Genomic DNA, 26,198 nt, shown 5'->3' with positions numbered 1-26,198 from the left:
GATTGGCGCTTCACGCGGCCTGCCTCGGTAGCTCAGTGGATAGAGCAGGAGCCTTCTAATCTCTTGGTCGGGGGTTCGATTCCCTCTCGGGGCACCAAAAAATCCTGCAAATACATCTGAGGGGCCGGTGGAACCCTTCCCGCGAGGGAAAAGGGTTCCGCCGGCCCCTCAGGTGTTGCACATGGCCCTAACGACGCCCGGCGTGCACCTGACCCGGGCGTTCGTGCCAGCTCACCGCCTACTGATGACCTAGCACCTAGTGCCCGTAGAACACCCGCTCGAACACGGTGCGCGACTGACGGGTGATCCGCAGGTAATCCTCTTCCAGCTGTGAGGCGGAACCGGGTTCGTACCCGATCCACCGGGCCACTGCCTCCAGGTCCACGCGGCGCGAAGGCACGGAGTCCGAAGACCGACCAGAGCGCAACACGTTTCCGTTTCGGATGGCCGTCGCGAGTGTCCACGCGCTCTTGAGCACCTGAGCATCCTGGGGCGCCAACAGATCCGCCTCGACCGCAGCTTCCAGCGCAGCCAGGTCGATGTGGTGCGCAGCCCCTCGACCTTGTGACCGTGCTGCAACTGCAGCAATTGCACGAGCCACTCCACATCCGAGAGCCCACCACGACCGAGCTTCAGCTGACGATTGGGATCGGCACCGCGCGGCATACGTTCGCTCTCCACGCGGGCTTTCATGCGGCGCACGTCGATGAGCTGCCGGTCGGTGAAATCCGCCGGGTACCGGAACCGGTCGAACACGCGAACGAGCGCCGTGGCGACGTCCTCATTGCCTGCCAGATAACGAGCCCGCGTGAGCGCCTGGAACTCCCAGGTCTGACCCCACCGGTCGTAATACTGTGCGAAGGATTCCACCGAACGCGCCATGGGCCCCTGCTTGCCTTCCGGCCGCAGATCGTTGTCGATCTCCAGCGTGCGCTCGGCAATGATGGGCGGCTTGCACGGCATCTTGAGCAACTGCACCATGCGCGAGAAAATCTTCTCGGCCTGGGAGCGAGCGTCACTGGACTCGACTCCCTCTCGAGGTTCGAACGCGTACATGACGTCCGCGTCAGACCCGTAACCGATTTCCCGGCCACCTTGGCGACCCATGGCCACGACCATGACATCCGCCAGGGCATCCTTGTCATCGCCCTCGCAGAACTCCCGCTGGGCGATGTACAAAGCACCCATCACGGTGGCCTGATCCACGTTGGACAGCCCGGTCACGACCGATTCGACCGAAGCCAAGCCGCTGGTGTCCGCGAGCGCAATCCGGAGCTGTTCGCGGCGACGGATCTGTCGGATCGCCCGAATGGCCTCCTCCGGTTCGGTATGACGCTGCAGCTGCGTGCGCATTTCCTTGACGAGTTCGTCCAGGTTGCGTGGACGGAGCTGCGGGTCGTCACCCAGCCAGGCAATCGCCTGCGGCGAAGTTTCCAGCAGGTCCGAAACGTACCGGGAGCTGGACAGGATCTGGCACAGTCGCTCGGCCGCCGCGTTCGAGTCGCGCAGCAAGCGCAGAAACCACGGGGTGTTGCCCATGGCCTCGGAAATCTTGCGGAAGTTGAGCAAACCGGCATCCGGATCCACACCCTGGGCGATCCAGTCGAGCAAGACCGGCAATAAGGTGCGAAGGATTTCCGCCCGTCGGCTCACGCCGCGTGAGAGCGCCTCGATGTGGCGCATGGCTGCCTTGGTGTCCTGATAACCCAGGGCTGCCAAACGATCGAGTGCCGATTCGGTCGTCAGTGTCGTATCCGTGGGCGCATTGGCCAATGCGGCCAGCATCGGGCGGTAGAAAATCCGCTCGTGCATGGTGCGCACGGATCGTTTGACCTTGGTCCAGTTCTCGGTCAGCGCCTTGCCCGTGGGGTGGCGGTTCTCCCCCGCCCCATCCACGGAGCGCGCCACCACGGACAGCTCCCGTTCATCCCGCGGCATGAGGTGGGTTCGTCGCATGCGGAACAGCTGGATGCGGTGCTCGAGCAAGCGCAACCACCGATAGTTGCGGTGGAATTCTTCACCGTCACTGCGGGAGGTGTACCCACCCGCCGCCAGCGCCACGAGCGAGTCCGTGGTCGCCTTGGTGCGCACCGTCTCGTCACTGCGCCCGTGCACGAGCTGCAGCAGCTGCACCGTGAATTCGACATCGCGCAGGCCACCCGGGCCCAGCTTGATCTGACGGTCCCGATCCGCTTCGGGAATGTTGTCCGTAACCCGACGTCGCATGGCCTGGACGGATTCCACGAACCCCTCGCGCTCGGCCGAAGACCACACGAACGGGGCAATGGCATCCTCGTAGCGCTCCCCCAGCTCGCTGTCACCGGCAATCGCGCGTGCTTGAGCAGGGCCTGGAATTCCCACGACTTGGCCCAGCGCTTGTAGTACTGCACGTGCGAATCCAGCGTGCGCACGAGCGGGCCGTCCTTGCCCTCGGGACGCAGGTTGGCATCCACTTCCCACAGAGCGGGCTCCGGTCCGGAGGTCATGATCGCGTGCGCCATACCGGAGGCCAGGTTCGTAGCGATCTCCGTGGCGAGTTGTTCGTCCGGCACTTCGCCGTGGTCTGCGGCCTTGATGTCGACGACGTACACCACGTCCACGTCGGAAATATAGTTCAGCTCGCGGGCGCCACACTTACCCATCCCGATCACGGCCAGACGCACCTGATCGACCAACGCCTGATCCCACTTCTCGTTGGCCTCCGCGCGAGCCACGGCCAATCCCGCCTCGATGGCGGCACCGGCCAAATCGGCGAGTTGGCGGCCCACCGACGGCATGTACTCCACCGGGTCCAGGGCGCCGACGTCGCGAATAGCCACCTTGGTGATGCCTCGCCGATAGGCGACACGGAGTGCCTTGTAGGCATCCGCACCAGTGACGGTGGCCGTGGGGATCTCGGACTCGGGATCCGCCCCGATCGACTCCAGCAGGCGTCCCGGAAGACATCCGCGTTGTCGTGACCGGGTTGGTCTTGGGGTTCGATGTCCAACAGGTCCAGATTCTCAGGGGCCCGCAGCAAGAACTCACCGAGCGCTTCCGAAGCGCCCAATAAGCGGAACATGGTTTCGGACTTCCGCTCGTCACCATTGACCCGCTTAGCGATCTCCGGGTGCTGCTCGATCAAGCGGACAATCAATTGCAGGGCGGCGTCCGGGGAGGCCGAATGGGCCAGCCCGTTGAGCATCTTCTCCAGATCGACATCGTCGAGTTCTCGGAATCCCAGCCACCGTCTGGCGTTGGTGACGTCCGCGAACCCGATGGAGATCAGACGCTTGGCCGAGATCTTTTCCGCGCGTTCCTTGGCAGTACCTTCCGTTGCCCCCATGGCCCCCACGCCTACAGGATTCCCAGGTTGGTGCGCAGCTCGTAGGGGCTGACTTCCACCCGGTAGTTGTCCCAGTCTCGGCGCTTGTTCCTCAGGAAGGAATCGAAGACCTGCTCGCCCAGCAGCTCCGCCATGAACTCCGATTCCTCGGTCTGGCGGATGGCCTCGTGCAGGCTGGTGGGTAGCGGCTGGTGCCCCACGGCGCGGCGCTCGGCACTAGACATCGCGAAGACGTCGTCCATCTCGACCGGCGGCAGCTCGTATTCGTTCTCGATGCCCTTGAGCCCGGCCCCCAGCAACGCTGCATAGGAGAGGTACGGTTGGTGGCCGAGTCGATACCGCGGTATTCGATGCGCGAGGACTGCACCTTGTCCGGCTTGTACAGCGGCACGCGAACCAAGGCCGAACGGTTGTTGTGCCCCCAAGACATGTAGGAGGGCGCCTCGTCACCGGCCCACAACCGCTTGTAGGAGTTCACGAACTGGTTGGTAACGGACGTGAACTCCGGCGCGTGGCGCAACAGGCCCGCGATGAAGTGGCGGCCGGTCTTGGACAACCGGAATTCCGACCCCGCCTCGTAGAACGCGTTGGTATCACCCTCGAACAGGGAGAAGTGCGTGTGCATTCCGGAGCCGGCTGCCGGGAGAACGGCTTGGGCATGAAGGTCGCGTAGATTCCCTGCGACAGGGCAACTTCTTTGACGATCGTGCGGAACGTCATGATGTTGTCAGCGGTCTGCAGCGCGTCCGCGTAACGGAGGTCGATCTCGTTCTGGCCCGGGCCGGCCTCGTGGTGGGAGAACTCCACCGAGATACCCACGGCCTCGAGCATGCTCACAGCGGTACGGCGGAAGTCCTGCACTACGCCGCCCGGGACGTGATCGAAGTAGCCTCGTAATCCACGGGAGTGGGCTCACCGGTCTTGGGGTCCAGTTCCGAGGAGCGCAACAGGTAGAACTCGATCTCGGGCGCGGTGTAACACGTGAAGCCCATGTCCGCGGCCTTGTTCAGGACCCTGCGCAGCACACCGCGCGGATCTGAGGCCGAGGGCTCGCCATCCGGCGTCTTGAGATCGCAGAACATGCGGGAGGTTGGCTCATCGTCGCCGCGCCACGGCAGCAACTGGAACGTGGAGGGGTCCGGCTGCAGCAGCATGTCCGATTCGTAGACACGGGAGAGCCCTTCGATGGACGAACCATCAAACCCGAGCCCCTCGTCAAAGGCGGATTCGACCTCAGCAGGTGCCAGAGCAACGGACTTGAGCGTACCCACGACGTCCGTGAACCACAGACGCACGAATCGCACGTCACGATCCTCAATGGTTCGCAAAACGAATTCTTGCTGCCGATCCATGTGGGGCCACCTCGTGTGTCTCGTCCGTGTTGCGGATGTACTCGCGACCCCATGACGTCTCCGTCACAGGTGAGCCGCTACCCCAACTCTAACGGCAGGTACCCACACGCAGACGCGACGCCCGGGCTCCCGGCGCGTGCGGCGTCGTCGGCGGTACCCTGGACCAATGACCGCTACGCCCCAGTCAGATCAGGCCGCCAAGACCCCCTCGCTGAGCGAGGTGACCCGCGTGCGCACGGTGCATTTGCAGCGAGCCAAGGCGCAGGGCGAGAAATTTGCGATGCTCACCAGTTACGACTCTTTGACGGCCAGCATTTTCGACGGCGCCGGCGTGGACGTTCTGCTCGTGGGTGACTCCGCCGGCAACAACGTGTTGGGCTTCGAAACCACCATCCCGGTCACGCTCGATCACATGATTCCCCTGGCCGCGGCGGTGGCTCGCGCGGCCAAGCGCGCGCTGGTGGTCGTGGACCTGCCGTTCGGCAGCTACGAGGAATCCCCCGAACAGGCCGTGCGCTCCTCGGTGCGCATCATGAAAGAAACCGGCGCGCACGCCGTGAAGCTCGAGGCCGGTGAGGAACTGGCCGACCACGTGGCCGCCGTGGTGCGCGCGGGCATTCCCGTGATGGGGCACGTGGGGTTCACGCCGCAGTCGGAGCACGCGCTGGGCGGCTACAGGGTCCAGGGCAAGGGCGACGCCGCCGCCAAACTCATTGCCGACGCCCAGGCCGTCCAGGCCGCCGGGGCTTTCGCAGTGGTTCTCGAAATGGTTTCCGCAGACGCCGCCCAGGAGGTCGAGGAGATCCTCTCGATCCCCACGGTGGGCATCGGGGCGGGCAACGTCACGACCGGTCAGGTGCTCGTGTGGCAGGACATGTTGGGACTGCGGACCGGTCGCATGCCGCGATTCGTCAAGCAGTACGCGCAGCTGTCCGAAACCATTGGGGACGCCGTGGGCAGCTACGTGTCCGAGGTGAAATCCGGGCGGTTCCCGGCCGAAGAACACAGCTTCCGCGGCTGACAACCGAACCTGGACAAGACATAGCAATGGCCCGGACGGGACTGTTCGGGCCATTGCTATGCGTGGGGTGGGGTCACTCGCCCTTGTAGGCGGCGTCCTCATCGTCCCAGCGCTTGGTGTTCTCGGCCGCGGTCTTCAGCGCACGCGATGCCTCTTCACGGGTGGCGTACGGGCCCAGGAGCTGACGATAGTCGTCCTTGGGGCCCTCCTCGACCTGCTTGGTGTACAGGTTGTACCAGTACTCAGCCATGTCATTGCCTCACTCTCACGGCGCTCCGCGCCCTTCGACGGTTCAATCCACGGGAGGTGAAACCCTGGACTTCTGCCCGGCTCTGCTCCGAGCGTCTAAGGATTAGGCTAGTGCCAAGACCCGCGCAGTGCCCGCATACCACTCGGCAACTGCCGTTCGTTTCAACCCGTTGGAGGCAACGACCCACCGTGACATCGCACAACCTGGCCCCAGCTCCCGGATCCACCGCCCCCTTGGGGGACCTCAAACCGGGGATCATCGGCCCCACGCGCACGGTCCCCGCATCGATCACCCGCCCCGAATACGTGGGACGGATGGACGCCAATGAGGGCAACGACTCCAACATGTACACCCCGGAGGAGATCGAGCTGGTCCGCGAGGCCGGCCAAATCGCGGCCCGCGCCCTCGAACTGGCCGGTGCGGCGGCGCAGCCGGGAGTCACCACGGACGAGCTGGACCGCATCGCCCACGAGTACATGTGCGATCACGGCGCCTACCCCTCGTGCCTGGACTACCGCGGTTTCCGCAAGTCCATTTGTACTTCCCTCAACGAGGTCATCTGTCACGGCATCCCGGACTCCACCGTGCTCGAGGACGGGGACATCGTGAACCTGGACGTCACCGCGTACAAGAACGGCATGCACGGCGACACCAACGCAACCTTCCTGGTGGGCGACGTGGACGAGGACTCCCGCCTCCTGGTCGAGCGCACCCGCGAAGCCACCAACCGCGCGATCAAGGCCGTCCGTCCGGGCCGCGAGATCAACGTGATCGGCCGGGTCATCGAGAAATACGCCAAGCGCTTCAACTACGGCGTGGTCCGCGACTTCACCGGACACGGCGTGGGGCGCGAGTTCCACTCCGGGCTGATCATCCCGCACTACGACGCCGCCCCCGGTTACAGCACCGAGATGAAACCCGGCATGATCTTCACGATCGAGCCCATGCTGACCCTCGGATCGATCGCGTGGGACCAGTGGGACGACGACTGGACCATCACCACCTCCGACAAGCGCCGCACCGCCCAGTTCGAACACACCATGGTTGTGACCGAAGACGGCGTGGACGTGCTCACACTCCCGTAAACTGACTGCACACTCGGGGCGTGTCCATATGCCCCTGACCACCTGGTTTCACCGTGAACCGAGAGGACCGTTCATGAGCCCCACCAAGCCCGCCAGCGCCGTGTCAACACTGGGTATCGGCATCGACATCGGAGGCACCGGCACCAAGGGTGGGATCGTGGATCTCAGCACCGGTGAGCTCGTGGGTGAGCGCTACCGCATCCCCACGCCCAACCCGGCCACTCCGGAGGCCGTTGCCAACGTGGTCAAGCAGATCGTGGACGAGCTACAGTCGCGTCCCGGGGCTCCGGCCGCGGATTCGCACGTGGGCATCGTGTTCCCGGCCATCATCAAGGACGGCGTGGCGCTGTCAGCAGCCAACGTGGACAAGTCCTGGATCGGCACGGACGTGGACGCCTGATGACCGAAACGCTAGGTCGCGAGGTCGAGGCACTCAACGACGCCGACGGCGCTGGGCTCGCCGAGGCGTACTACGGCGCCGGCCGCGACAAGACCGGCCTGGTCATGGTCATCACCCTGGGCACCGGCATCGGTTCCGCCATGATCCTCAACGGCCAATTGGTCCCCAATGCCGAGCTGGGCCACCTGGAGATCGACGGCCACGACGCCGAGACCAAGGCCTCCGCGGCTGCTCGTGAGCGCGAGGACCTGCCCTGGAAGAAATGGGCCAAGAAGCGTCTGCAGCGTTACTTCTCCCACGTGGAGTTCTTGTTCTCCCCGTCCCTGTTCATCATCGGAGGTGGCGTCTCCAAGAACTCGGAGAAATTCGTGCCCTTCCTGGAGCTGAAGACCCCCGTGGAGATCGCCAAGTTGCGGAACAATGCCGGCATCGTGGGTGCGGCCTTGTGGGCTCAGCAGAGCCGTGATTCTCAGGCCGCCAAGGCCGTGATCGACCCGGACAAGAAGAAGTAACTCTCCCAGACGTAAAGAATCCCGTTGGGTCCGCGGCTTCCCCTCCGCAGTCCCAACGGGATCTTCATGTCACAGTTTATGTATCCATGCGGGTTCAATCAAGATCATGAAGCAGTTCTTCCGTCAGGGATTGCAGGAAATCCCCCACGAACGCGTCGACCTTGACCGTGGCCAGGTGATCCGAGCCCGTGACGCCGTGGTTGACGATCACCACGGGCATGCCGTTGGTCACCGCGCGGCGCACATAGCGTTTCCCGGAATTGACGGTCAGGGACGTTCCTGCGACCAGTAGAGCCTGGGCACGGTCCACCAGGAGTTTGGCGTACCGGACCCTTTCGGCGGGCGCGTTCTCACCGAAAAACACGACGTCCGGTTTGAGGATCCCCTCCTGGCACACCGGGCAGTCATAGATTTCGAAGTGTTCGGTGTGCTCAATGGTGGCGTCCGCATCGGGTGCGTACTCGATGTCGTGCCGCGTGGCGACGTCGTCGTAGAAACCGGGATTGAGCGCATCCAGGCGATCGGACACGATGTGGCGGGGAATTCTGGTGCCGCACCGGGTGCAGATGACTCGCTGATGGGTTCCGTGCAGGTCCAGGACATCGATGCTCCCGGCTTTCTGGTGCAGCCGATCGATGTTCTGGGTGATGATCCCCCGCACGATGCCCCGGCGCTCCAGTTCGGCCAGGGCGATGTGCGCTCCTGAAGGTTCTGCATTGGCGACGAAATGCCAGCCGAATTGATTGCGCGCCCAGTAGTGACGGCGCATCCGCTCCGAGCCCATGAACTCCTGATAGGTCATGGGGGTTCGGGGTTTGGCCTCGGGTCCGCGGTAATCCGGGATCCCCGAGTCGGTGCTGACGCCGGCCCCCGTGAGGACCACGAGCTGACGTCCTTTTAAGGCGGAAGCCGCCGCGGGAAGCCCAGCGGCGGCGTCGAGCGCGTGCGGATCCGGAAAAAGCGCCTGATCATTGGGCGCACCGTAACCGGCGCGAATCACCCGGACCGGCATCAGTACTGCTCGAGTTTGGCCAGTGCCTGTTCGAATCGTTCCAGCTGCCGGGGTTCCATGACATCGGACTCGAAAGCGTCCACGATCGTGCCCTGGGAATCCAGCACCACGGTCTGGCGATTGGCGTAACCGCCGTCCTCGGCGAGAACACCGTAGCGGCGGCTCACTTCACCGTGGGGCCAGAAGTCGGACAGCAACTCGAAATCGTAGGACTCCTGACGCGCGAATGCATCCAGCGTGAAGTAGCTGTCCGTGGAGATGCCCAGCACCTTGGCGTTGCTCTTCTCGAACACCTCCGGGTGATCCTGGAGATAGCACAGCTCACTCGTGCACACGGGAGAGAAGGCGAACGGGAAGAAGATGAGCACCACGGGACTGCCCTGGAACTGCGAGAGCGTGACCGCTTCACCGCGCTGATTGGGCAGGGTGAAATCCGGCGCGGGAGACCCAACGGAGGTCATAGGAGCAACTCCTGGCGTAAGTGGTTGGTGATCCGGCACGTGGTCAGAAATTGCGCTTGGGTGCCAACCGTGTAACGGACCAATCGGGGGAAACCCGAGCGGTGGTGGTGACGTGCAGTCCCGCAGTGGGAGCCGCGTCCTGAACGTCTGCCGGAGAAACATGGCCGTCGCGGCCGGACTTGGGAGTCAACAGCCAGACGACGCCGCCCTCGTCGAGGGTGGTCTGGACGTCCACGAGCTCGTCAACCAGGTCACCGTCGCCGTCGCGCCACCACAAGATGACAGCGTCCACGACTTCCTGTGCCTCGTCATCGAACAGCTCCGAGCCAATGATGGCCTCGATCTGGTCCCGCAACTGAGCGTCGACGTCGTCGTCGTAACCGAACTCCTGGACGTAGTCTCCGTCCTTCAAATTGAGCTGGTCCACCGCGGACTCGTCGGGGGCCTTTGCCTCGCTCACCGTATGTACTCCTTCTTGATGTAGACGTGCAACCGCCCACAGTGCCGATGCACTGATGGATGCCTTGGCCGACGGGTGCCGGACCAAACATAGAAACGGTGCGATACAAGACAACACCGGATTCAATTCTCGTTCAAGCTCCACCGCCAGGAAAGAGCGGATTCAAATTCTTGTGACGACTCCCGATGTGACCCGCGGAACCACCGCTGAGCGTTATGACCACTGGCCATTTATGACACGATATGTAGCAAAGCGGTACGTCCCACAGCGGACCCCGATGACGCTCCTCGCCGGGCCAACCCCGATTCACGGAGCCGAAGATAGAGAGGTTGAAGTGTCTTCATCCAGCAACCACCACATTCTCAGTGGCTTGACCAATAATCTGGAGGACGCCAACTCCGAGGAAACCCAGGAGTGGATCGATTCCTTCAAAGGTCTGATCGAGACTCAGGGTACGGAGCGCGCGCAATACATCATGCGCGCCATGCTGCAGTATGCCGGTGCGCATTCCGTGGGCGTACCCATGGTGACCACCTCGGATTACGTCAATACGATCCCGGTCGACCAGGAACCCGAGTTCCCCGGTGACGAGGAGATCGAGCGCCGCTACCGCGCCTTCATTCGGTGGAACGCGGCCGTCATGGTCCACCGCGCGCAGCGCCCCGAAATCGGTGTGGGCGGTCACATTTCTTCATACGCCGGCGTGGCAACCCTCTATGAAGTTGGCCTGAACCACTTCTTCCGTGGACCCGAGCACCCGGGCGGCGGCGACCAGATTTTCTGGCAGGGTCACTCCTCCCCCGGTAACTACGCACGCGCGTATTTGGAAGGCCGCCTCACCGAGGAACAGCTGGATGCCTTCCGCCAGGAGAAGACCAAGGCTCCCGAAGGCCTGCCTTCGTATCCGCACCCGCGCTGCCTGCCCGATTTCTGGCAGTTCCCCACCGTCTCCATGGGCATCGGTCCCATGAACGCCATTTACCAGGCGCAGTTCAACCGCTATCTCCAGAACCGCGGTATCAAGGACACCTCCGACCAGCACGTGTGGGCCTTCCTGGGCGACGGCGAGATGGACGAGCCGGAAAGCCGCGGCCTGCTCCAGTTGGCCGCCAACGACAAGCTGGACAACCTGACCTTCGTGGTCAACTGCAACCTGCAGCGCCTGGACGGGCCCGTTCGCGGCAACGGCAAGATCATCCAGGAACTGGAGGCCTTCTTCCGCGGTGCCGGCTGGAACGTCATCAAGGTCGTCTGGGGTCGCGAGTGGGATGCCCTGCTCGAGAAGGACAAGACCGGCGACCTGGTCCGCATCATGAACGAAACCTTGGACGGTGACTACCAGACGTACAAGGCGGAGTCCGGCGGGTTCGTGCGCGATCACTTCTTCGGCAAGTCCCCCGAGACCAAGGAACTGGTCGCGGACCTCTCCGACGACGAGATCTGGAACCTCAAGCGCGGCGCCCACGACTACAACAAGGTCTACGCCGCGTACAAGGCTGCGCTCGAGCACAAGGGTCAGCCCACCGTGATTCTCGCGCAGGCCATCAAGGGCTACGGCTTGGGTTCGCACTTCGAGGCGCGTAACGCAACGCACCAGATGAAGAAGTTGACTCTGGAGGACCTCAAGGCCTTCCGCGATCGCATGCGCATCCCGATCAGCGACGAAGAGCTCGAAAAGGATCTGTACGGCGCGCGTACTACCACCCGGGCCCCGATTCGCCGGAGATCAAGTACATGCTCGAGCGGCGTAAGGAACTGGGTGGCTTCACCCCGGACCGCCCGCACGAGCAAAAGGAGATCACCCTTCCCTCGGACAAGGGCTTCAAGTCCGCGAAGAAGGGTTCCGGTAAGCAGCTCGCCGCGACCACCATGGCCTTCGTGCGCATCTTAAAGGACCTGATGCGCGAGAAGGACTTCGGTGAGCGGATCGTGCCGATCGTTCCCGATGAAGCCCGTACCTTCGGTATGGACTCGTTCTTCCCGACCTCCAAGATCTACAACCCCAACGGGCAGAACTACCTCTCCGTGGACCGCGAACTCATGCTCGCCTACAAGGAGTCCGAGCAGGGCGTCATCCTGCACCCGGGTATCAACGAGGACGGCGCCGTTGCAGCGTTCACCGCTGCCGGCACCTCCTACGCCACCCAGGGCGTACCGATGATCCCGTTCTACATCTTCTACTCGATGTTCGGGTTCCAGCGCACCGGTGACGTGTTCTGGGCAGCCGCGGACCAGTTGGCGCGTGGCTTCATCATTGGTGCCACCGCCGGCCGCACCACGCTGGCCGGTGAGGGTCTGCAGCACATGGACGGTCACTCGCCGCTGTTGGCAGCGACCAACCCCGCAGTGATCCACTACGACCCGGCCTACGGCTACGAGATCGCGCACATCATTCAGCGCGGCATCGAGCAGATGTACGGCACGGGCGATGAGGACCACAACGTCATGTACTACCTCACGGTGTACAACGAGCCCATCCACCAGCCAGCCGAGCCGGAGAACGTGGATGTCGAGGGCATCGTCAAGGGCATCTACCTGTCAAGCCGGCCGAGAACGAGGGCCCCCGTGCCAGTTGCTCGCCTCCGGCGTGGGCGTGCCGTGGGCCGTGGAAGCGCAGAAAATCCTCGCCGAGGACTGGGGCGTTTCCGCGGACGTGTGGTCCGTGACCTCGTGGATCAACCTTCGCCGCGACGCTCAGGCTGCGGAGGAAGAGGCCTTCCTCAACCCCAACGAGGGTGCCCGCACTCCTTACGTTGCTCAGGCGTTGGCCGGTGCCACCGGTCCCGTGGTGGCCACGAGCGACTTCGCCTCCGACCTGCCGGACATGATCCGCCAGTACGTGCCCAACGACTGGGCCTCGCTGGGTGCGGACGGGTTCGGCTTCTCGGACACCCGCGCCGGTGCTCGTCGTTTCTTCAAGATCGACGCCCACTCCATGGTGGTGCGCACCCTGGAGATGCTGGCCAAGCGCGGCGAAGTGGACTGGTCCGCTCCGGCCCAGGCGATCGACAAGTACGACCTGCTCAACCCCAACGCCGGCACCTCCGGCAATGCCGGCGGCGAGGCCTGATCTCCCCGACGTCGCGGTAACGGTCCCCGGGACCCCATTCCCGGTGACCGTCACCCGCAGATGACGCCGATGCCCGTTCACGAATTTCGTGGGCGGGCATCGGCGTTTTCGATGCACTAACCTCGTTCCATGGCTTCCGATTCCAAGGGCACCGCGCCCTCAAGACAACGCTCCTCACGACGAGTGACATGGCCACTGCGTAACCGCCCCGCCGGAAGCCCCCACCCGCGCACGCTGGACAATCTCAAGGCGAATCTGGGCCAGGTCTCCACCGTGGCCGTCCAGCGCCTGAGCACGTCGCTGCCGTGGTTCTCACAGTTGCGCGCGGACGAGCGATCCGAGCTCGGGCTGCTGGCTCAGCGCGGCATTTCCTCGTTCGTGCGCTGGTACGAGAATCCCCAGGAACCGGTCTGGGTGCTCACCGAAGTCTTCAAGCAAGCGCCCACCGAACTCACTCGCTCCATTTCCTTGCAGAACGCATTACAGGTACTGCGCATCGTGGTGGACGTCGTGGAGGAGAAGGTTCCGGAACTCGCCCAGCCCAGCGACGAAAGTGCGCTGCGCGAGGCCGTGTTGCGCTTCTCCCGTGAAGTGGCGTTCGCCGCCGCGGACGTCTACGCCAAGGCGGCCGAGAACCGCGGTTCGTGGGATGCCCGCCTGGAATCCCTGGTCGTGGATGGAATCTTGCGCGGTGACCGTTCGGATTCCATCCGCTCCCGCGTGGCCGCCCTCGGCTGGACGGACCAGGGTCAGGTCACGGTCATGGTGGGCACCGCCCCGGCAACCACGGGTCCCGGCAGCGTGGACAAGATCCGCCGCTCCGCGACGCGCCACGCTGCGGAATGCCTCGTCTCGATCCAGACCGACCGCCTGATCCTCGTGCTGGGCGGTGTCTCCGACCCACGGCGCGCGCTGCCCAAGCTCGCGTCCGTGTTCGGCGAGGGGCCCGTGGTTTTCGGCCCCTCCGTGGACACCGTCTTCGATGCCAAGTACTCGGCGGACCGTGCGTCGGCGGGGTTCCGAGCGACGTCGGCGTGGCCCCAGGCCCCCAGGCCCGTGGACTCCGAGGACGTGTGGCCCGAGCGCGCCATGTCGGGCGATCCGCTCGCGCTCCGCGCAATGGTCGACGCCGTGTGGGAACCGCTGTCCAGTTCCTCGACCGGGCTCGTGGATACCTTGAGCACGTACTTCAGCGTGGGTAATTCGCTCGAGGCCACGTCCCGGGAGTTGTTCGTGCACGCCAACACCGTGCGGTACAGGCTGCGCAGGGTGTGCGACATCACCGGATGGGACCCACTGATCCCCAGGGACGCATTTGTACTGCACTGCGCCATGGTCGCGGGCGCCTGAACTCGCCCCAATAACGTGGGTTTGTAGGACTCACACAAAGCCGCACACGCCACTTGGTGGCCCAGGACACCCCCGTTGCACTCACGATTTGATGGAATGGGGTGGTGATTGCCGTAGTTTGCCCGGGTCAGGGCTCCCAGAAACCAGGTTTCCTCCGCGAATGGCTGACCGTGGACGGTGTGCCAGAACATGTGCGCAGTTGTCCGAGGCCGCCGGACTCGATCTTGCCCATTACGGCACCGAGGCGGACGAGGAAACCATCAAGGACACCGCTGTGGCACAGCCCTTGATCGTGGCCGCCGGTCTGCTGGCCGGTCGCCTGCTGGCCGACTCCTGGAAGGACCGTGAGGACATCGTGTTCGCGGGTCACTCCGTCGGTGAGATCACCGCAGCGGCTCTCTCGGGTGTGCTCAGCGAAGCCGACGCCATGCGTTTCGTCCGCGTTCGCGCCACGGAAATGGCCAAGGCCGCCGCGGCGACGCCCACGGGCATGGCCGCGGTCCTGGGTGGCAAGGCCGACGACGTCGCCGCAGCCATCGCAGCCGCCGGCACCTCCCCTGCCAACGCCAATGGCGGAGGCCAAGTGGTTGCCGCCGGCACCCTGGAGCAGCTCGATGCGCTCAAGGAGAATCCCCCGGCCCGCGCCAAGGTGATTCCCCTCAAGGTGGCCGGAGCGTTCCACACCGAGCACATGGCCCCCGCGCTGGATCCTCTGCGTGAGCTGGCACCGCAACTGTCCCCGCGGGATCCCGCACACACGCTGCTGACCAATTTCGATGGTTCGGTCATCCGCTCGGGAACCGATGTTCTCGAATCCCTCGTGGAGCAGGTCTGCCGCCACGTGCGGTGGGATGCGTGCATGGACACCATGGCCGAACTGGACGTCGATCGACTCATTGAACTCCCGCCGGCCGCACCCTGGCTGGACTCGCCAAGCGCGGCTTGAAGTCTGCACAGGCAACTGCTGTGAACGACCCCGCGGATCTTGAAGCGGCTCGGAGTATTCTGAGCTAACAACGGTGCCTCGCCATCGCGCAGCACGCAACGGATTCGCACCAGGTAAGGAGTCAGCCTCTCGTGGCGACCATTAAGCAGAACATCCCGAACGCCCATTCCAAGATTTTGGGTATGGGTGCCTACCGTCCTTCCGTGACGGTCACCAATGACGACGTGTGCCAGTGGATCGAGTCCTCGGACGAGTGGATCGTCAAGCGCACCGGCATTCACACTCGCAAGCGTGCACCCAAGGACGTCTCCGTGTTGGAGATGGCTGAGCACGCCGCCCGTGAAGCGCTGGAGAACGCCGGCCTCACCGGTGAGCAGCTGAGCACGATCATCGTCTCGACCGTGACCTTCCCGTACATGACGCCCTCGTTGGCAGCCAAGCTCGCTGATCGCATCGGTGCGACTCCGGCGGCCGCCTACGACGTGTCCGCAGCGTGCGCCGGCTACTGCTACGGCATCGCCCAGGCAGACGCGCTCGTGCGTTCCGGTGCGGCCACCAACGTTCTAGTTATCGGTGCCGAAAAGCTTTCGGACGTAATCGACAACGGTGAGCGTTCCATTTCGTTCCTGCTCGGCGACGGCGCCGGTGCAGCGGTCATCGGCCCCTCCGACGAGCCCGGCATCGGCCCCTCCGTCTGGGGTTCGGACGGTTCCAAGTGGGACGCCATTCGCATGACTCACCCCCTCACGGACATCCTGACCGTGGAGCAGGGCGGCGAACGCACGTTCTCCAAGGACCTCACGGACCCGGAGACCGGCGAGATGCGCCCGGACGCCACCATGTGGCCCACTCTGCGCCAGGACGGTCAGACCGTGTTCCGCTGGGCCTCCTGGGAAGGCGCGCGCGTTGCTCAGGAAGCGCTCGACGCCGCCGGCTTGGCCCCCGAGGAATTGGCCGCATTCGTGCCCCACCAGGCCAACATGCGAATCATCGATCAGATGGCCAAGGTGCTCAAGCTGCCCGAGTCGGTCATCATTGCCCGCGACATCGCGGACGCCGGTAACACCTCGGCTGCCTCCATCCCGTTGGCCACTCACCGCCTGCTCGCGGAGCATCCGGAATTGTCCGGAAAGCCCTCGCTGCAGATCGGTTTCGGTGCGGGTCTGGTTTACGGCGCACAAGTGGTGTTACTGCCGTAAACCCGCCAGTGAGGTGTCGTAGGGTTAGACCGCACACCTTATGTTCTTGGATCGTTCCGGAAGTTTCGGTGCGAACCACAGCGACAGCTCACCAGAGCGTCGTCGTTCAATAGCAAGGTCGCGTAGCGCGACCCCAGAGAAAGGAAGCCACCATGGCGAGCAAAGACGAAATCCTGGCCGGCCTGGCAGAAATCGTGAACGAAGAGACCGGCCTGGAGACCGAAGCTGTCCAGCTCGACAAGTCCTTCACCGACGATCTCGACATCGACTCGATTTCCATGATGACCATCGTGGTCAACGCTGAAGAGAAGTTCGACGTGACCATTCCCGACGAAGAGGTCAAGAACCTCAAGACCGTCGAGGACGCCGTCAACTTCATCGACAACGCTCAGGCCTGAGCCCCCGATGAATCGCGGCGTGCCGGGTAGACCTCACAAGGGTCACCCGCACGCCGCGCTTCGTCTACCGGACCCCTGGCCGCGGCCAGCGCCCGGAACCCATGCGATCCCGGACACGAGGAAGTGCAGATAATGTCCCGCAAAGTAGTTGTCACCGGCTTGGGAGCCATCACCCCCATCGGTGAAAACGTCCAGGAAACCTGGGCCAACGCTCTCAAGGGCGTCTCCGGTGTTCACGCCCTGGAAAATGACTGGGTCGAACAATACGACTTGGCGGTGCGCATCGGCGCAACCGCCCCCACCCCCTCGGAAGAGGCGGTATCCCGCGTCCAGGCCAAGCGCCTGGACCCCTCAGGACAGTTCTCCGTGGCCGCCGCACGCGAAGCCTGGAACGACGCCGGGTTCTCCGGCGACAACGCAGACACCAGTGACGAGGTGGACCCCACCCGTGTGGGCGTTGCCTTCGGTACCGGTATCGGTGGCGTGTGGACCCTCTTGGACGCCTGGGACACCATGCAGGCCAAGGGCGCACGCCGCGTGAAGCCCATGACCGTTCCCATGCTCATGCCCAACGGCAATGCCTCATCCGTGAGCATGGAGTTCAAGGCACGCGCGTGCGCCATCACCCCGGTCTCCGCGTGCGCCTCCGGAACCGAGGCCTTCTACCAGGGCCTCAACCTCATTCGCGAGGGCAAAGCGGACGTGGTGATCGTGGGCGGTGCCGAAAGCGCCATCCACCCCGTGACCATCGCCGCGTTCAACTCGATGCAGGCCCTGTCTCGTCGCAACGACGATCCCCAGGCTGCTTCTCGCCCGTTCGACATCGACCGTGACGGTTTTGTCATGGGCGAGGGCGCGGGCGCGTGCATCCTGGAATCCGAGGAGCACGCCAAGCTCGCGGCGCCAAGATCTACGCCGAGCTCGCCGGTGCGGGTCTCAGCGCGGACGCGCACCACATCACGTCTCCGGCCATCGGAGATGAGGGTGGCCCGGCGCGCGCTCTGCGGGAGTCCATGGTCTCGGGTGATTTCGAGCCCTCCGACATCAAGCACGTCAACGCGCACGCGACCTCCACGCCCGTGGGTGACATCCCGGAGGCCGGTGCCCTGCGCGCCGCGTTCGGTTCCGAGGTGGACAACATGGCCGTCTCGGCCACCAAGTCCATGACCGGTCACCTGCTGGGTGGTTCCGGTGCGGTGGAAGGTGTGCTCACCATCCTGGCGCTCAAGAACCGCATTGCCCCGTGCACCATCAACCTGGACAATCAGGACCCGAAGATCGATCTGGACGTGGTGACCACGGCCCGCGATCTGCCCTCGGGTGACATGGTGGCCATTTCCAACTCGTTCGGTTTTGGCGGTCACAACTCCGTGGCGGCCTTCCGCTCCGTCTAGGAGTCGGCTACCGACTGAGAAGTAAAGAGCCCCGGCTCTCACCGCTGACGGAAAGCGGTGCGAGCCGGGGCTCTTCAGTGGGTTCTTGTGACGTTAGCGCGTGACTGTTGCGGGCGCCGTCGAAAGCTCTCTGAGCGTTAGTCGCTCAGGCAGAGCTGTTGCAGCTCATGAGCAGTGCGCCGCGCTGCGACTCACCCCGTGCAGCGTGCCGTAGCTCAGCTGACGCGGTGCAACCAGCGCACGGGAGCACCCTCGGCCGCGTGGCGGAAGGGTTCGAGTTCTTCGTCCCACGATTCACCCAGTGCCACCGAGAGTTCGGTCAGGAGCAAGGTGGGATCTCCGGCGGCAGCCTCGTAGGCGTAACGGATCCGGTCCTCACTGACCACGATATTGCCGGCCACGTCCGTGGTGGCGTGGAAGATCCCCAGATCCGGTGTGAACGACCAGCGGGAGCCGTCGTTGCCACGGCTGGGGTTCTCGGTGACCTCGAAACGCACACGTCCGAGGGTGCGCAGGGCCGAGGCCAGCAGCGCGCCCGTTCCAGCGACCCCGGACCACTCGAGTTCGCGCGCATGCGCCCGGCTCAGCGTTCTGAGGGGTCCACTCAAGATCCGTTCGCTGTCGCGAAACGGACTCCAGAGCCCACTGGATGTGGGGGCACAGCGCCTGGGGTGCGGAGTGCACATACAGCACACCGCGGGTGGTTGGTGAAGACATAGCCTGTTCCTCCGTCATGTAGGTACGTCTTCCCCAACGCCCTGCACGGAGTCCTTCGGCTCACCACCGCAGACACATTCAATTGTTGTGCAGCCACCATGAGCTCTTCTCGCGGATTCGAGGCCGGTGGATCAGCTCGTATGACTGCTGGCACCCATTGTTCAGTAGCGACGTGACCGGGTCAACCTAAAGCCGTTGCGCCGCCAACATGTCATGCCCTCGGATGAGCCTGCGAGTACGCAGCCTTGAGTCGTTCGACCGAGACGTGGGTGTAGATCTGGGTGGTGGCCACCGTGGAGTGGCCCAACAGCTCCTGCACGCTCCTAAGGTCCGCTCCCCCGTCCAGGAGGTGCGTTGCCGCGCTGTGCCGGAGGCTGTGGGGTCCCCTCGCGTGCGAGTCCGGCACGGTGCGGAGGGCATCGGCCACGGTTCGGCGGGCCACTCGCGCATCGATTCGACCTCCGCGTGCACCCAGGAAGATTGCCTCGCCAGATTTCTCGGTGGCGATGACTTCACTTCGACGCCGCCACAGCTCCAGTGCCTGCCCCGCCCGTTCTCCGAAGGTACTCGGCGCTGTTTATTTCCCTTACCCGTCACAGTGATCACCCCGGCGCTCCGGTCGATATCCGAGTCATTGAGATTGACCACTTCACTGATCCGGGCACCGGTGGCGTAGAGCATTTCGATCAACGCCCAGTCCCGCGCTGCCAGTGCCGCCTGACGATCATCCTCTGCAGGTTGTTGGGCCGTATCGGCCAGGCCATCGAGCATGTCGGACAACGCGGTGGCGTTGACGACCTCGGGAAGGTGCTGGCCCTTCTTCGGTCCCTTCAGGGACGCGGCCGGGTCATGGTCCAGGCGCCCGTTGTCCACCGCCCATCGACAGAACGTATGCACCGAAGCGATTCCCCGGGACACTGAGCTGCGGGCGAGCCCTCGCTGGTGCCGCTGGGCCAACCAACCTCGCAGGGATTCCCGGTCCAGATCCTCCAAGCTCTTCAGGCCATGAGCTGTCATCCATGCGGACAGTTCCTGTAAGTCGCCGATGTAGGAGCGGACCGTGTGCTCGCTCCTGGCCTTCTCGTGTCGGAGGTGGCGAGCGAACAGCACGATGTCTGAGGTGAGGGCCGTTGCGGGCTCATCACCCTGCATCGGATCATGGGCGGGTTCCTGTGACGGTTCATGTTCGGGATGGTGCGGGGCCATTCTTTGAGCGTACTCGGCGCCATCCCAACAGGGAGTCAGTGGCCAGCCCACGCGAGCGCAGCGTGGAGAGCCCGGTCATCACCTCTGTGGGTGATAAACCGGACACTCGACACAGGTGGGACGGATCGGCATCCTGGCGCAGCGGCAGGGCGTCGTAGAGGCGCAGCAGATGCGGTTCCAGCGAGTCCTCTGGTCGCTGAGCCATGCTGTCCTGCGCGGCGTCGATTCCCACGGTGGCGTCGTTCCCGAGAGGCCCGAGTAGTTCCAGGACTTCAGCACCGTTGTTGACCAGCACCGCGTGGTCTTCTCGAATCAGCTTGTGGCAACCCGCCGACCCACCGCTCAGGACATCTCCGGGTACGGCTGCGACGTCTCGCGATAATGCTTCGGCATGGTGGGCCGTGTTGAGTGAACCGGAACGCCAGGCCGCCTCAGTGACCACCGTGGCGCGGGACAGCGCCGCTATGAGTCGGTTGCGCTGCAGGAAGCGGTATCGCGTGGGTGAGCAACCGAGCGGCACTTCACTCAGTAAGAGCCCGTATTCCTCGATCCTGCTGAGCAGACCCGCGTTGGCGCTCGGGTAGAACCTGTCCACCCCGCATGCCAGCACGGCGGCGGTGGGTGGCTCACCCGTGCCCGCGGTCAGCGCGGCGGAGTGCGCCGCGGCGTCGATTCCGTAGGCTCCACCCGAGATCACGCACCATCCCTCGCCGCTGACGTGGTGGGTGATGTCCCTCGTCACGGCGGCACCGTAAGCACTGGCATTGCGCGAACCCACCACGGCCACACTGTGGGCAAGGCCGGAGAGCTTGGTTCGATCCCCGCGACCCCAGAGCGCGATGGGCGGCTCAAGCCGAGGTCGTCGAGTTGTTCGGGCCAATCAGCATCTTCCGGAATCACAATCCACGCGCCCAGGGAGTGGGCGTTACGGGCATCCGTATCCGGTTCCACCACCGGCAGCCTGGAACGCCAGGCCTCGAAGCGGCGCCCAGGTCGGCGGGTTTGCTGCGCAGGCCCCACGTGGCCATGGCCGATGGCAGTTTCTGAAGCAACCACGCCGGAGGCGACGCATGCGAGGTCACGGTTTCGAGAAGGGTGATGGGTCCCAGGCAGTGCAAGAGCGCCATTCCCGCACGGTCCGCAGGCTCAAAGATACGGGACAGCTGAACCCTGGCCCGGCGCAGATCGTCCCGGTATTCGGAGGTGGCTTCCCGGGGCTCTGTTGATGGGTTCATGAGGTCACCGTGGTCTTGAAGAAGAGGGCGAGTTGCACGTGCTCCGAGGTGGGAGAACTGGCACCGGTCAGGTCTGCGAGGGTCCAGGCCACCCGGAGCACCCTGATGAAGCCGCGCGCGGTCAGGGTGTGATTGTCCATCGCCTTTTTCAGCGACTGCACGGCCTGCCGTTCCGGGGACAGGGTTTTGCGCAGCAGGGAACCGGGAACGTCACTGTTGAGCTGGAGACCGTAGCGGTTCAACCGTTCGCGTTGTGCCCCTCGGGCGGCGTCAACCCGCTGGGCGACGGGCGCGCTGTCTTCCGGCGGCTCACCACGCGCGGAGTTGAGTTCGTGGTACGTCACGGCGGGGACTCGTAACTGCAGGTCCACACGGTCCACGAGCGGGCCCGACAGCTTGTTGAAGTACCGGTGCTTCTGGTGAGCGCTACACGTGCATCGGTTGCCCACCCCTTCCGCTTGTCCGCACGGGCAGGGGTTCGCCGCCAGCACGAGTTGGAACTTGGCCGGATAGCGGGACACGTTCTGTGACCGTGCGATGGTCACCGTCCCGGACTCCAGCGGTTGGCGCAGCGTGTCCAGGACGCGGCGCTCGAACTCAGGTGCTTCGTCGAGAAACAGCACACCTCGGTGCGCCAGTGAAATGGCCCCCGGACGGGGAATACCGCTACCGCCACCGCACAATGCCGGCGTGGTGATGCTGTGGTGCGGGGCTTGCAACGGTGGCCGGCGGATCAACTCGGAGCATCTGGTGTCGCCTCGCAGCGAGTGAATGGAGGTGACCTCCAGTGACTGGTGGTCATCGAGATCCGGCAGGATCCCCGGTAGTCGTTCGGCGAGCATGGTTTTCCCAGCTCCCGGCGGTCCAACCATCATCAAGTGGTGTCCACCGGCGGCCGCGATTTCCAAGGCCTGTCGACCTTCGATCTGTCCCACGACATCGCGCAGGTCCGGGTGCTCGGCGCTCTCCGAGACCTCCCCGGGACCTCCAGGTGAATCGCCTGCCACGGGCACGCGGTTCAGCAGTTGCGGATCTGCGCCGTGCATCACGAGCAACTCGGCCAGGTGCGACACCGCGGTGACCTGGCGCCGGAGACCAACCGGGCTTCCTCGTAATTCTCACGCGCAACGACCACTGTCGAGTGACCGTTCAGCACCGCCGCGTGCACGGCCGGTAGCACGCCCCGCACGGGTCGCAGGGACCCGTCCAGTCCCAGCTCGGCCAAATACACGGTGTCCGAGGCGGCCTGGATGGCTCCGTGAGCTGTGAGCACCGCCATGACCACGGCGACGTCGAAATGGGAGCCCCGTTTGGGAAGCGTGGCCGGCGACAGGTTGACGGTGATCTTTCGGGCGGGAAGTTTCACACCCGCGTTGCGCGCGGCGGCCCGAATGCGTTCCCTGGATTCGTTCACGGCCTGGTCCGGGAGGCCGATGATGCTGAACGCCGGCAGTGAATGACCGATATCGGCCTCGACATCCACCACGTGGCCGTCCAATCCGACCAACGCGACGGACTTGGTCCGCGCGAATCCCGTCATCGCCCGGCCCTCCTCAGAAGTGATCTGAGGGCGCTTCGAAGTGCATGAGGATCGGCTTGTAAAAGCGAGTGTCTGGACATGACAACACCATGACGCTGGACAGTCACGTAACCCAGAGCAAATAGTCGGCTGTGCAGTTCTAGAGTTCGGACCGCACGGTGGCCGAAGAGCTGATTGCTGGAAAGCTGGTTACCGGATCGCTGGTAGCCGGAGAATTACGGCTGCACCGGTTCCTGCTCCCCCGCCGCCTGCGCGGGGACGGACGGAGCGGGTGGGATCTCCGGAGCTCCGGCCTCAGGTGCCGAGGTGGGCTGGTCCCCGGGTTCCGACGGAACCGGGTCCTGCGGCGGCGCTGGCGCATCCGTGGGCTCTTCCGGGGCGGGATCGGAGCTCGGATCGGGTCCGCCGTCCGCGGGCGGTTCCTCATCCGGGGAATCCGGGGCCTCGGGGTCCGCGGGAGACGCAGGGCGGGGTGCTGCGGGTTCGTTACCGCTGTCCGGGCTCGGACGCACGGCCCGCTCCTCGGAGTCGCCCATGGACGGGATGAGTTCCATGCTCGCAAAGGTCGCGGGGAGACGGCTCAGGTCACCCACGAGGATTTCGTCGCCGCGGCCACCCACGGGAACGTCGCCGGTGTATTTGGCCACGGTGTCGTCCACGCGCCGATCAATGTCCCGAGCTTTTTCCTCGGAGACCCGGTCACCACCGGCGTTCTTCCAATCCCCGTTTTCTGCTTGATCAGACGACCACCCGGGTACTGACTTGGGGAGCGCATCGAGGCGGTAAATGGCGCCGTCCTCGGCGGTCAACACGAGTCGGCTCACGGAGACGGGTTGGCGACCCTCTCGATTGTCGATGCTGATTTTGGCGTACAGCGCGCGGTCGATACCCGCGTCTTTGCGCAGCTTCTCCACGTCTTCATCCGGAGGTGGCGTGGCAGGCAACGTGATCCGCACGGACGCCCCCGACGGCAGACTCGCGTTGAAGGTCCCCCCGCGCAGCCCTGCCGCAGAGTTCTCTGCCGATGCAGAGGCAGACGGTTCTGGAGCCCGTTCTTCGCCACCGTCGCAGCTCGTCAGCGCCGTGACGAGAAGACCCGCGGCCATCAGGGCACCGAAAGCTCGCTGGCGTGGCAAAGAGAATGTCACCAAGCGGCCCTCACTGATCATCGGCTGTTCAGGGTGCCTTATTCGACCCCCGACCTACGGTGACACGTTGACCTAGCAATGTCACTCAGCACGCGGGAAGTCCATCAAATTGTGACCTTCGAGTTCAGTGCCAGCTGAGCGACCCCAGGTGTTCGACGCGCGGGGCATCTCCGGCGGGCCAATGCACGGAGACCACGTCCACACTGGGAATCTCCGCGTGCCCGTGGTCCCAGGCCCATGCACGGGCCAACAGGTGAAGGCGCCTGAGTTTCTCGGGCCCCACGGCCTCCGCGGGGTGGCCAAATCCGGAACCGGTGCGGGTCTTGACCTCGAAGATGGTCACCGTACCCGCCCGCTCGGCCACGATATCCAATTCACCGCGCACCGCATCACGCCCGGGTCCAGCCCGCCAGTTGCGGTCCAACACGTGCCAGCCGGCACGGGACAGGAGATCGGCGATCAGATCTTCCCCCGAACGGCCCGTACTGATGTGAGCGGCGGGAGGATCGGGAGCGGCAGAGGAAACAGCAGGTGCGGTCATGGAACCATCGTGGCGATCCACGGCGGAGAGCACCATGGCAAGCCTGGGCCTGTGCAGTTCGGATGCCCCGAAACTCGGGCAGCACTAGATCCCCAGGTTCCAACTCACCCGATGCAGCGGCGTCACACCGTGGTCCTGAATCGCAGCCCGGTGGACGGCACTCCCATAGCCCTTGTTCGACTCCCAGCCATACGCCGGGTACTCCCCCGCGTACTCTCGCATCATGCGATCGCGTTCCACTTTGGCGGCGATCGATGCCGCTGCCACGGACACGCAGTGGGCGTCGGCTTTGACCAGGGTGCGCACCACCGACGGCACACCCCAGGGATCGGGATCCTGCCCCAACACGGGTTCGCTGAGCAGCCAGTTGTACGAGCCGTCCAGGATCAGCCCGTCCACGGTGATCCCCGACGACGCCGCCTGGGCGAGTGCCTGAGTCCGGCCAGTCGCAAAGCGGCGCTGATCCCGAGCCGGTCGATCTCGAAGGGTTGCGCGTGCCCAATAGTGCAGGCTGCGGCCCATGAACTGATGACCGGTGCCAGCGCCTCGCGCCGCTTGGCGGTGAGTGCCTTGGAATCCCGCACCCGTGCCAAGCGGAAGGGTCGGCGCTGTCGAGGGCGGCGGCGTCGAAGACCACGAGCCCGACGCTCGCGGGGCCGGCCAGCGCGCCGCGGCCCACCTCGTCCATGCCGCCCACGTACCGCAGCCCCTGAGAGGCGAGCTCGCGCTCAAGATCCAGACCCGGATCCGTGGTGAGTCGTGGGGCCACGATCAGTTGTCGGAGGAGCCGGTGGCCGGGACGTCCGCGAAGACCTGGTCCGGGTGGTGCAGGATCTGGAAGCGGTCCAGCGGCCAGGCGATCACGAACGCGGTGCCGATGATGTCTTCCTTGTGGATGAACGCGTTGTTGTTGGCCAGGTGTACGCGGGAGTCTGCGGAGGCGTTGCGGTGGTCGCCCAGCACGAAGAAGTGGTTGTCCGGAACGATCACGTCGAACGGAATCTCAGAGGGAACTGCGCCCGGGTACACGTAGGTCTCGTCCAGGGCCGTGCCGTTCACGCTGATCTTTCCGTCCGCGTCGCAGCAGACCACGTGTCCCCGCCTTGACCGATGACGCGCTTGACGAGTGCTTGGTCACCGCTGTCCGGCAGGATGCCCACGAAGGACAGGCGCTCTGAATCGCGCCGCCGAGTCCGTCACTGCCCTGGGGCTGGGACGGAAGCCAATTCTTGGTGTCGTCGAAGACCACGATGTCCCCGCGATCGATGGTGCCCAGATTGGCGCTCATGACGTTCACGAAAATGCGATCGTCGAGCTCCAGGGTGTTCTCCATGGAACCGGAAGGAATGTAGAAACCCCGGACGAACAGGGTCTTGACGATGAAGGCAATCAGGATGGCCAGAACCACCACGATCAGGATCTCCTTGACGGAGCTCCACGCCGAGTTCGGTTTCTTGGCACTGCGTGCTCCTGAGGAACGCGACGAGCGGCGGGGGCGCAAAGGCTCCTGCTCGGGCTGGTCCCCCGCAGATTCAGCTGGACGTTCTTCAGTCACTACGCCGTGTTCCTTCCTGAA

General features: G+C 64.5%; 17 protein-coding genes, 1 tRNA gene and 8 pseudogenes. 10 read left to right on the top strand and 16 right to left on the bottom strand.

Features of this window, described 5'->3' with window-relative positions:
* Positions 1-21: 21 nt before the first annotated feature.
* Positions 22-97: transfer RNA gene (locus YO9_RS0107700), tRNA-Arg, on the top strand.
* 159 nt (positions 98-256) lie between these two features.
* Here YO9_RS0107700 and YO9_RS0107695 read toward each other — a convergent pair.
* Both YO9_RS0107695 and YO9_RS0107690 read right to left on the bottom strand, forming a co-directional pair.
* Positions 257-3,325: pseudogene (locus YO9_RS0107695) on the bottom strand (bifunctional [glutamine synthetase] adenylyltransferase/[glutamine synthetase]-adenylyl-L-tyrosine phosphorylase).
* Between the two features lie 11 nt (positions 3,326-3,336).
* Positions 3,337-4,677 (bottom strand): annotated as a pseudogene (locus YO9_RS0107690) (glutamine synthetase family protein).
* 166 nt (positions 4,678-4,843) lie between these two features.
* Here YO9_RS0107690 and panB point away from each other — a divergent pair.
* Entirely contained in the window at positions 4,844-5,698 is an 855-nt protein-coding gene (gene panB / locus YO9_RS0107685) for a 3-methyl-2-oxobutanoate hydroxymethyltransferase (protein ID WP_016996944.1), read from the top strand.
* A gap of 73 nt (positions 5,699-5,771) precedes the next feature.
* Here panB and YO9_RS17500 read toward each other — a convergent pair whose 3' ends face one another.
* Positions 5,772-5,948 carry an SPOR domain-containing protein gene (locus YO9_RS17500; RefSeq protein ID WP_016996943.1) on the bottom strand — a complete coding sequence of 59 codons (177 nt, stop codon included), beginning with the start codon at positions 5,946-5,948 and terminating at the stop codon, positions 5,772-5,774.
* A gap of 188 nt (positions 5,949-6,136) precedes the next feature.
* Between YO9_RS17500 and map the strand changes: the two genes are divergently transcribed.
* Both map and ppgK read left to right on the top strand, forming a co-directional pair.
* Complete coding sequence (gene map / locus YO9_RS0107675; protein ID WP_016996942.1) at positions 6,137-7,033, top strand: type I methionyl aminopeptidase; 897 nt, start codon at positions 6,137-6,139, stop codon at positions 7,031-7,033.
* Between the two features lie 73 nt (positions 7,034-7,106).
* A pseudogene (gene ppgK / locus YO9_RS0107670) lies at positions 7,107-7,945 on the top strand (polyphosphate--glucose phosphotransferase).
* A 94-nt stretch (positions 7,946-8,039) separates the two neighbouring features.
* Here ppgK and YO9_RS0107665 read toward each other — a convergent pair.
* Genes YO9_RS0107665 through YO9_RS0107655 form a run of 3 tightly spaced genes read right to left on the bottom strand, consistent with a single transcriptional unit; the run spans position 8,040 to position 9,878 of the window.
* Positions 8,040-8,957 carry a Sir2 family NAD-dependent protein deacetylase gene (locus YO9_RS0107665; RefSeq protein WP_016996941.1) on the bottom strand — a complete coding sequence of 306 codons (918 nt, stop codon included), beginning with the start codon at positions 8,955-8,957 and terminating at the stop codon, positions 8,040-8,042.
* Entirely contained in the window at positions 8,957-9,418 is a 462-nt protein-coding gene (locus tag YO9_RS0107660; protein WP_016996940.1) for a peroxiredoxin, read from the bottom strand. The genes YO9_RS0107665 and YO9_RS0107660 overlap by 1 nt, the downstream gene beginning before the upstream one ends.
* Before the next feature lie 43 nt (positions 9,419-9,461).
* Positions 9,462-9,878 carry a DUF3052 domain-containing protein gene (locus tag YO9_RS0107655; protein WP_016996939.1) on the bottom strand — a complete coding sequence of 139 codons (417 nt, stop codon included), beginning with the start codon at positions 9,876-9,878 and terminating at the stop codon, positions 9,462-9,464.
* Positions 9,879-10,212: 334 nt separating this feature from the next.
* Here YO9_RS0107655 and aceE point away from each other — a divergent pair.
* From aceE to YO9_RS0107625, 6 genes and pseudogenes are all read left to right on the top strand, one after another.
* A pseudogene (gene aceE / locus YO9_RS0107650) lies at positions 10,213-12,948 on the top strand (pyruvate dehydrogenase (acetyl-transferring), homodimeric type).
* A gap of 129 nt (positions 12,949-13,077) precedes the next feature.
* Positions 13,078-14,298 (top strand): PucR family transcriptional regulator, encoded by a 1,221-nt coding sequence (locus YO9_RS0107645; RefSeq protein ID WP_031272872.1) that lies wholly within the window; start codon positions 13,078-13,080, stop codon positions 14,296-14,298.
* Between the two features lie 104 nt (positions 14,299-14,402).
* Positions 14,403-15,312: pseudogene (locus YO9_RS0107640) on the top strand (ACP S-malonyltransferase).
* A gap of 63 nt (positions 15,313-15,375) precedes the next feature.
* On the top strand, positions 15,376-16,443 hold the full coding sequence (locus tag YO9_RS0107635) for a beta-ketoacyl-ACP synthase III (RefSeq protein WP_016996936.1): 1,068 nt from the start codon (positions 15,376-15,378) through the stop codon (positions 16,441-16,443).
* Positions 16,444-16,595: 152 nt separating this feature from the next.
* Entirely contained in the window at positions 16,596-16,841 is a 246-nt protein-coding gene (locus YO9_RS0107630) for an acyl carrier protein (RefSeq protein ID WP_016996935.1), read from the top strand.
* Positions 16,842-16,973: 132 nt separating this feature from the next.
* Positions 16,974-18,235, top strand: a pseudogene (locus YO9_RS0107625) (beta-ketoacyl-[acyl-carrier-protein] synthase family protein).
* 215 nt (positions 18,236-18,450) lie between these two features.
* Here YO9_RS0107625 and YO9_RS0107620 read toward each other — a convergent pair.
* The 10 genes and pseudogenes from YO9_RS0107620 to lepB all read right to left on the bottom strand — a co-directional run.
* Positions 18,451-18,952: pseudogene (locus YO9_RS0107620) on the bottom strand (DUF3145 domain-containing protein).
* 186 nt (positions 18,953-19,138) lie between these two features.
* On the bottom strand, positions 19,139-20,104 hold the full coding sequence (locus YO9_RS21500; protein ID WP_472973940.1) for a site-specific integrase: 966 nt from the start codon (positions 20,102-20,104) through the stop codon (positions 19,139-19,141).
* A 28-nt stretch (positions 20,105-20,132) separates the two neighbouring features.
* Positions 20,133-21,038, bottom strand: a complete 906-nt coding sequence (gene dprA / locus YO9_RS0107610; protein ID WP_223286270.1) for a DNA-processing protein DprA — start codon at positions 21,036-21,038, stop codon at positions 20,133-20,135.
* A gap of 16 nt (positions 21,039-21,054) precedes the next feature.
* On the bottom strand, positions 21,055-21,393 hold the full coding sequence (locus YO9_RS17495; protein WP_223286269.1) for a hypothetical protein: 339 nt from the start codon (positions 21,391-21,393) through the stop codon (positions 21,055-21,057).
* Positions 21,390-22,933 (bottom strand): annotated as a pseudogene (locus YO9_RS0107605) (YifB family Mg chelatase-like AAA ATPase). The gene YO9_RS17495 and the pseudogene YO9_RS0107605 overlap by 4 nt, the downstream one beginning before the upstream one ends.
* 215 nt (positions 22,934-23,148) lie before the next feature.
* Positions 23,149-24,081, bottom strand: coding sequence for a hypothetical protein (locus tag YO9_RS0107600; RefSeq protein ID WP_223286268.1), 933 nt, complete (start codon positions 24,079-24,081; stop codon positions 23,149-23,151).
* A 124-nt stretch (positions 24,082-24,205) separates the two neighbouring features.
* The gene (locus YO9_RS0107595) at positions 24,206-24,658 is read right to left on the bottom strand and encodes a YraN family protein (RefSeq protein ID WP_016996931.1); all 453 of its coding nucleotides are present in this window, start codon (positions 24,656-24,658) and stop codon (positions 24,206-24,208) included.
* A 48-nt stretch (positions 24,659-24,706) separates the two neighbouring features.
* Positions 24,707-25,144, bottom strand: coding sequence for a ribonuclease H family protein (locus YO9_RS17490; protein WP_223286267.1), 438 nt, complete (start codon positions 25,142-25,144; stop codon positions 24,707-24,709).
* A gap of 249 nt (positions 25,145-25,393) precedes the next feature.
* Positions 25,394-25,681, bottom strand: a complete 288-nt coding sequence (locus YO9_RS19820) for a S26 family signal peptidase (RefSeq protein ID WP_016996929.1) — start codon at positions 25,679-25,681, stop codon at positions 25,394-25,396.
* On the bottom strand, positions 25,626-26,198 hold a 573-nt coding region (gene lepB / locus YO9_RS19815), incomplete at its 5' end, for a signal peptidase I (RefSeq protein WP_262925617.1). The genes lepB and YO9_RS19820, both read right to left, overlap by 56 nt.

The sequence above is a fragment of the Kocuria atrinae C3-8 genome, from assembly GCF_000286355.1.
Taxonomy (GTDB): domain Bacteria; phylum Actinomycetota; class Actinomycetes; order Actinomycetales; family Micrococcaceae; genus Kocuria; species Kocuria atrinae_A.
Note: the sequence above shows the minus strand (reverse complement) of the source record. Positions and strands in the feature narration are given on the sequence as shown.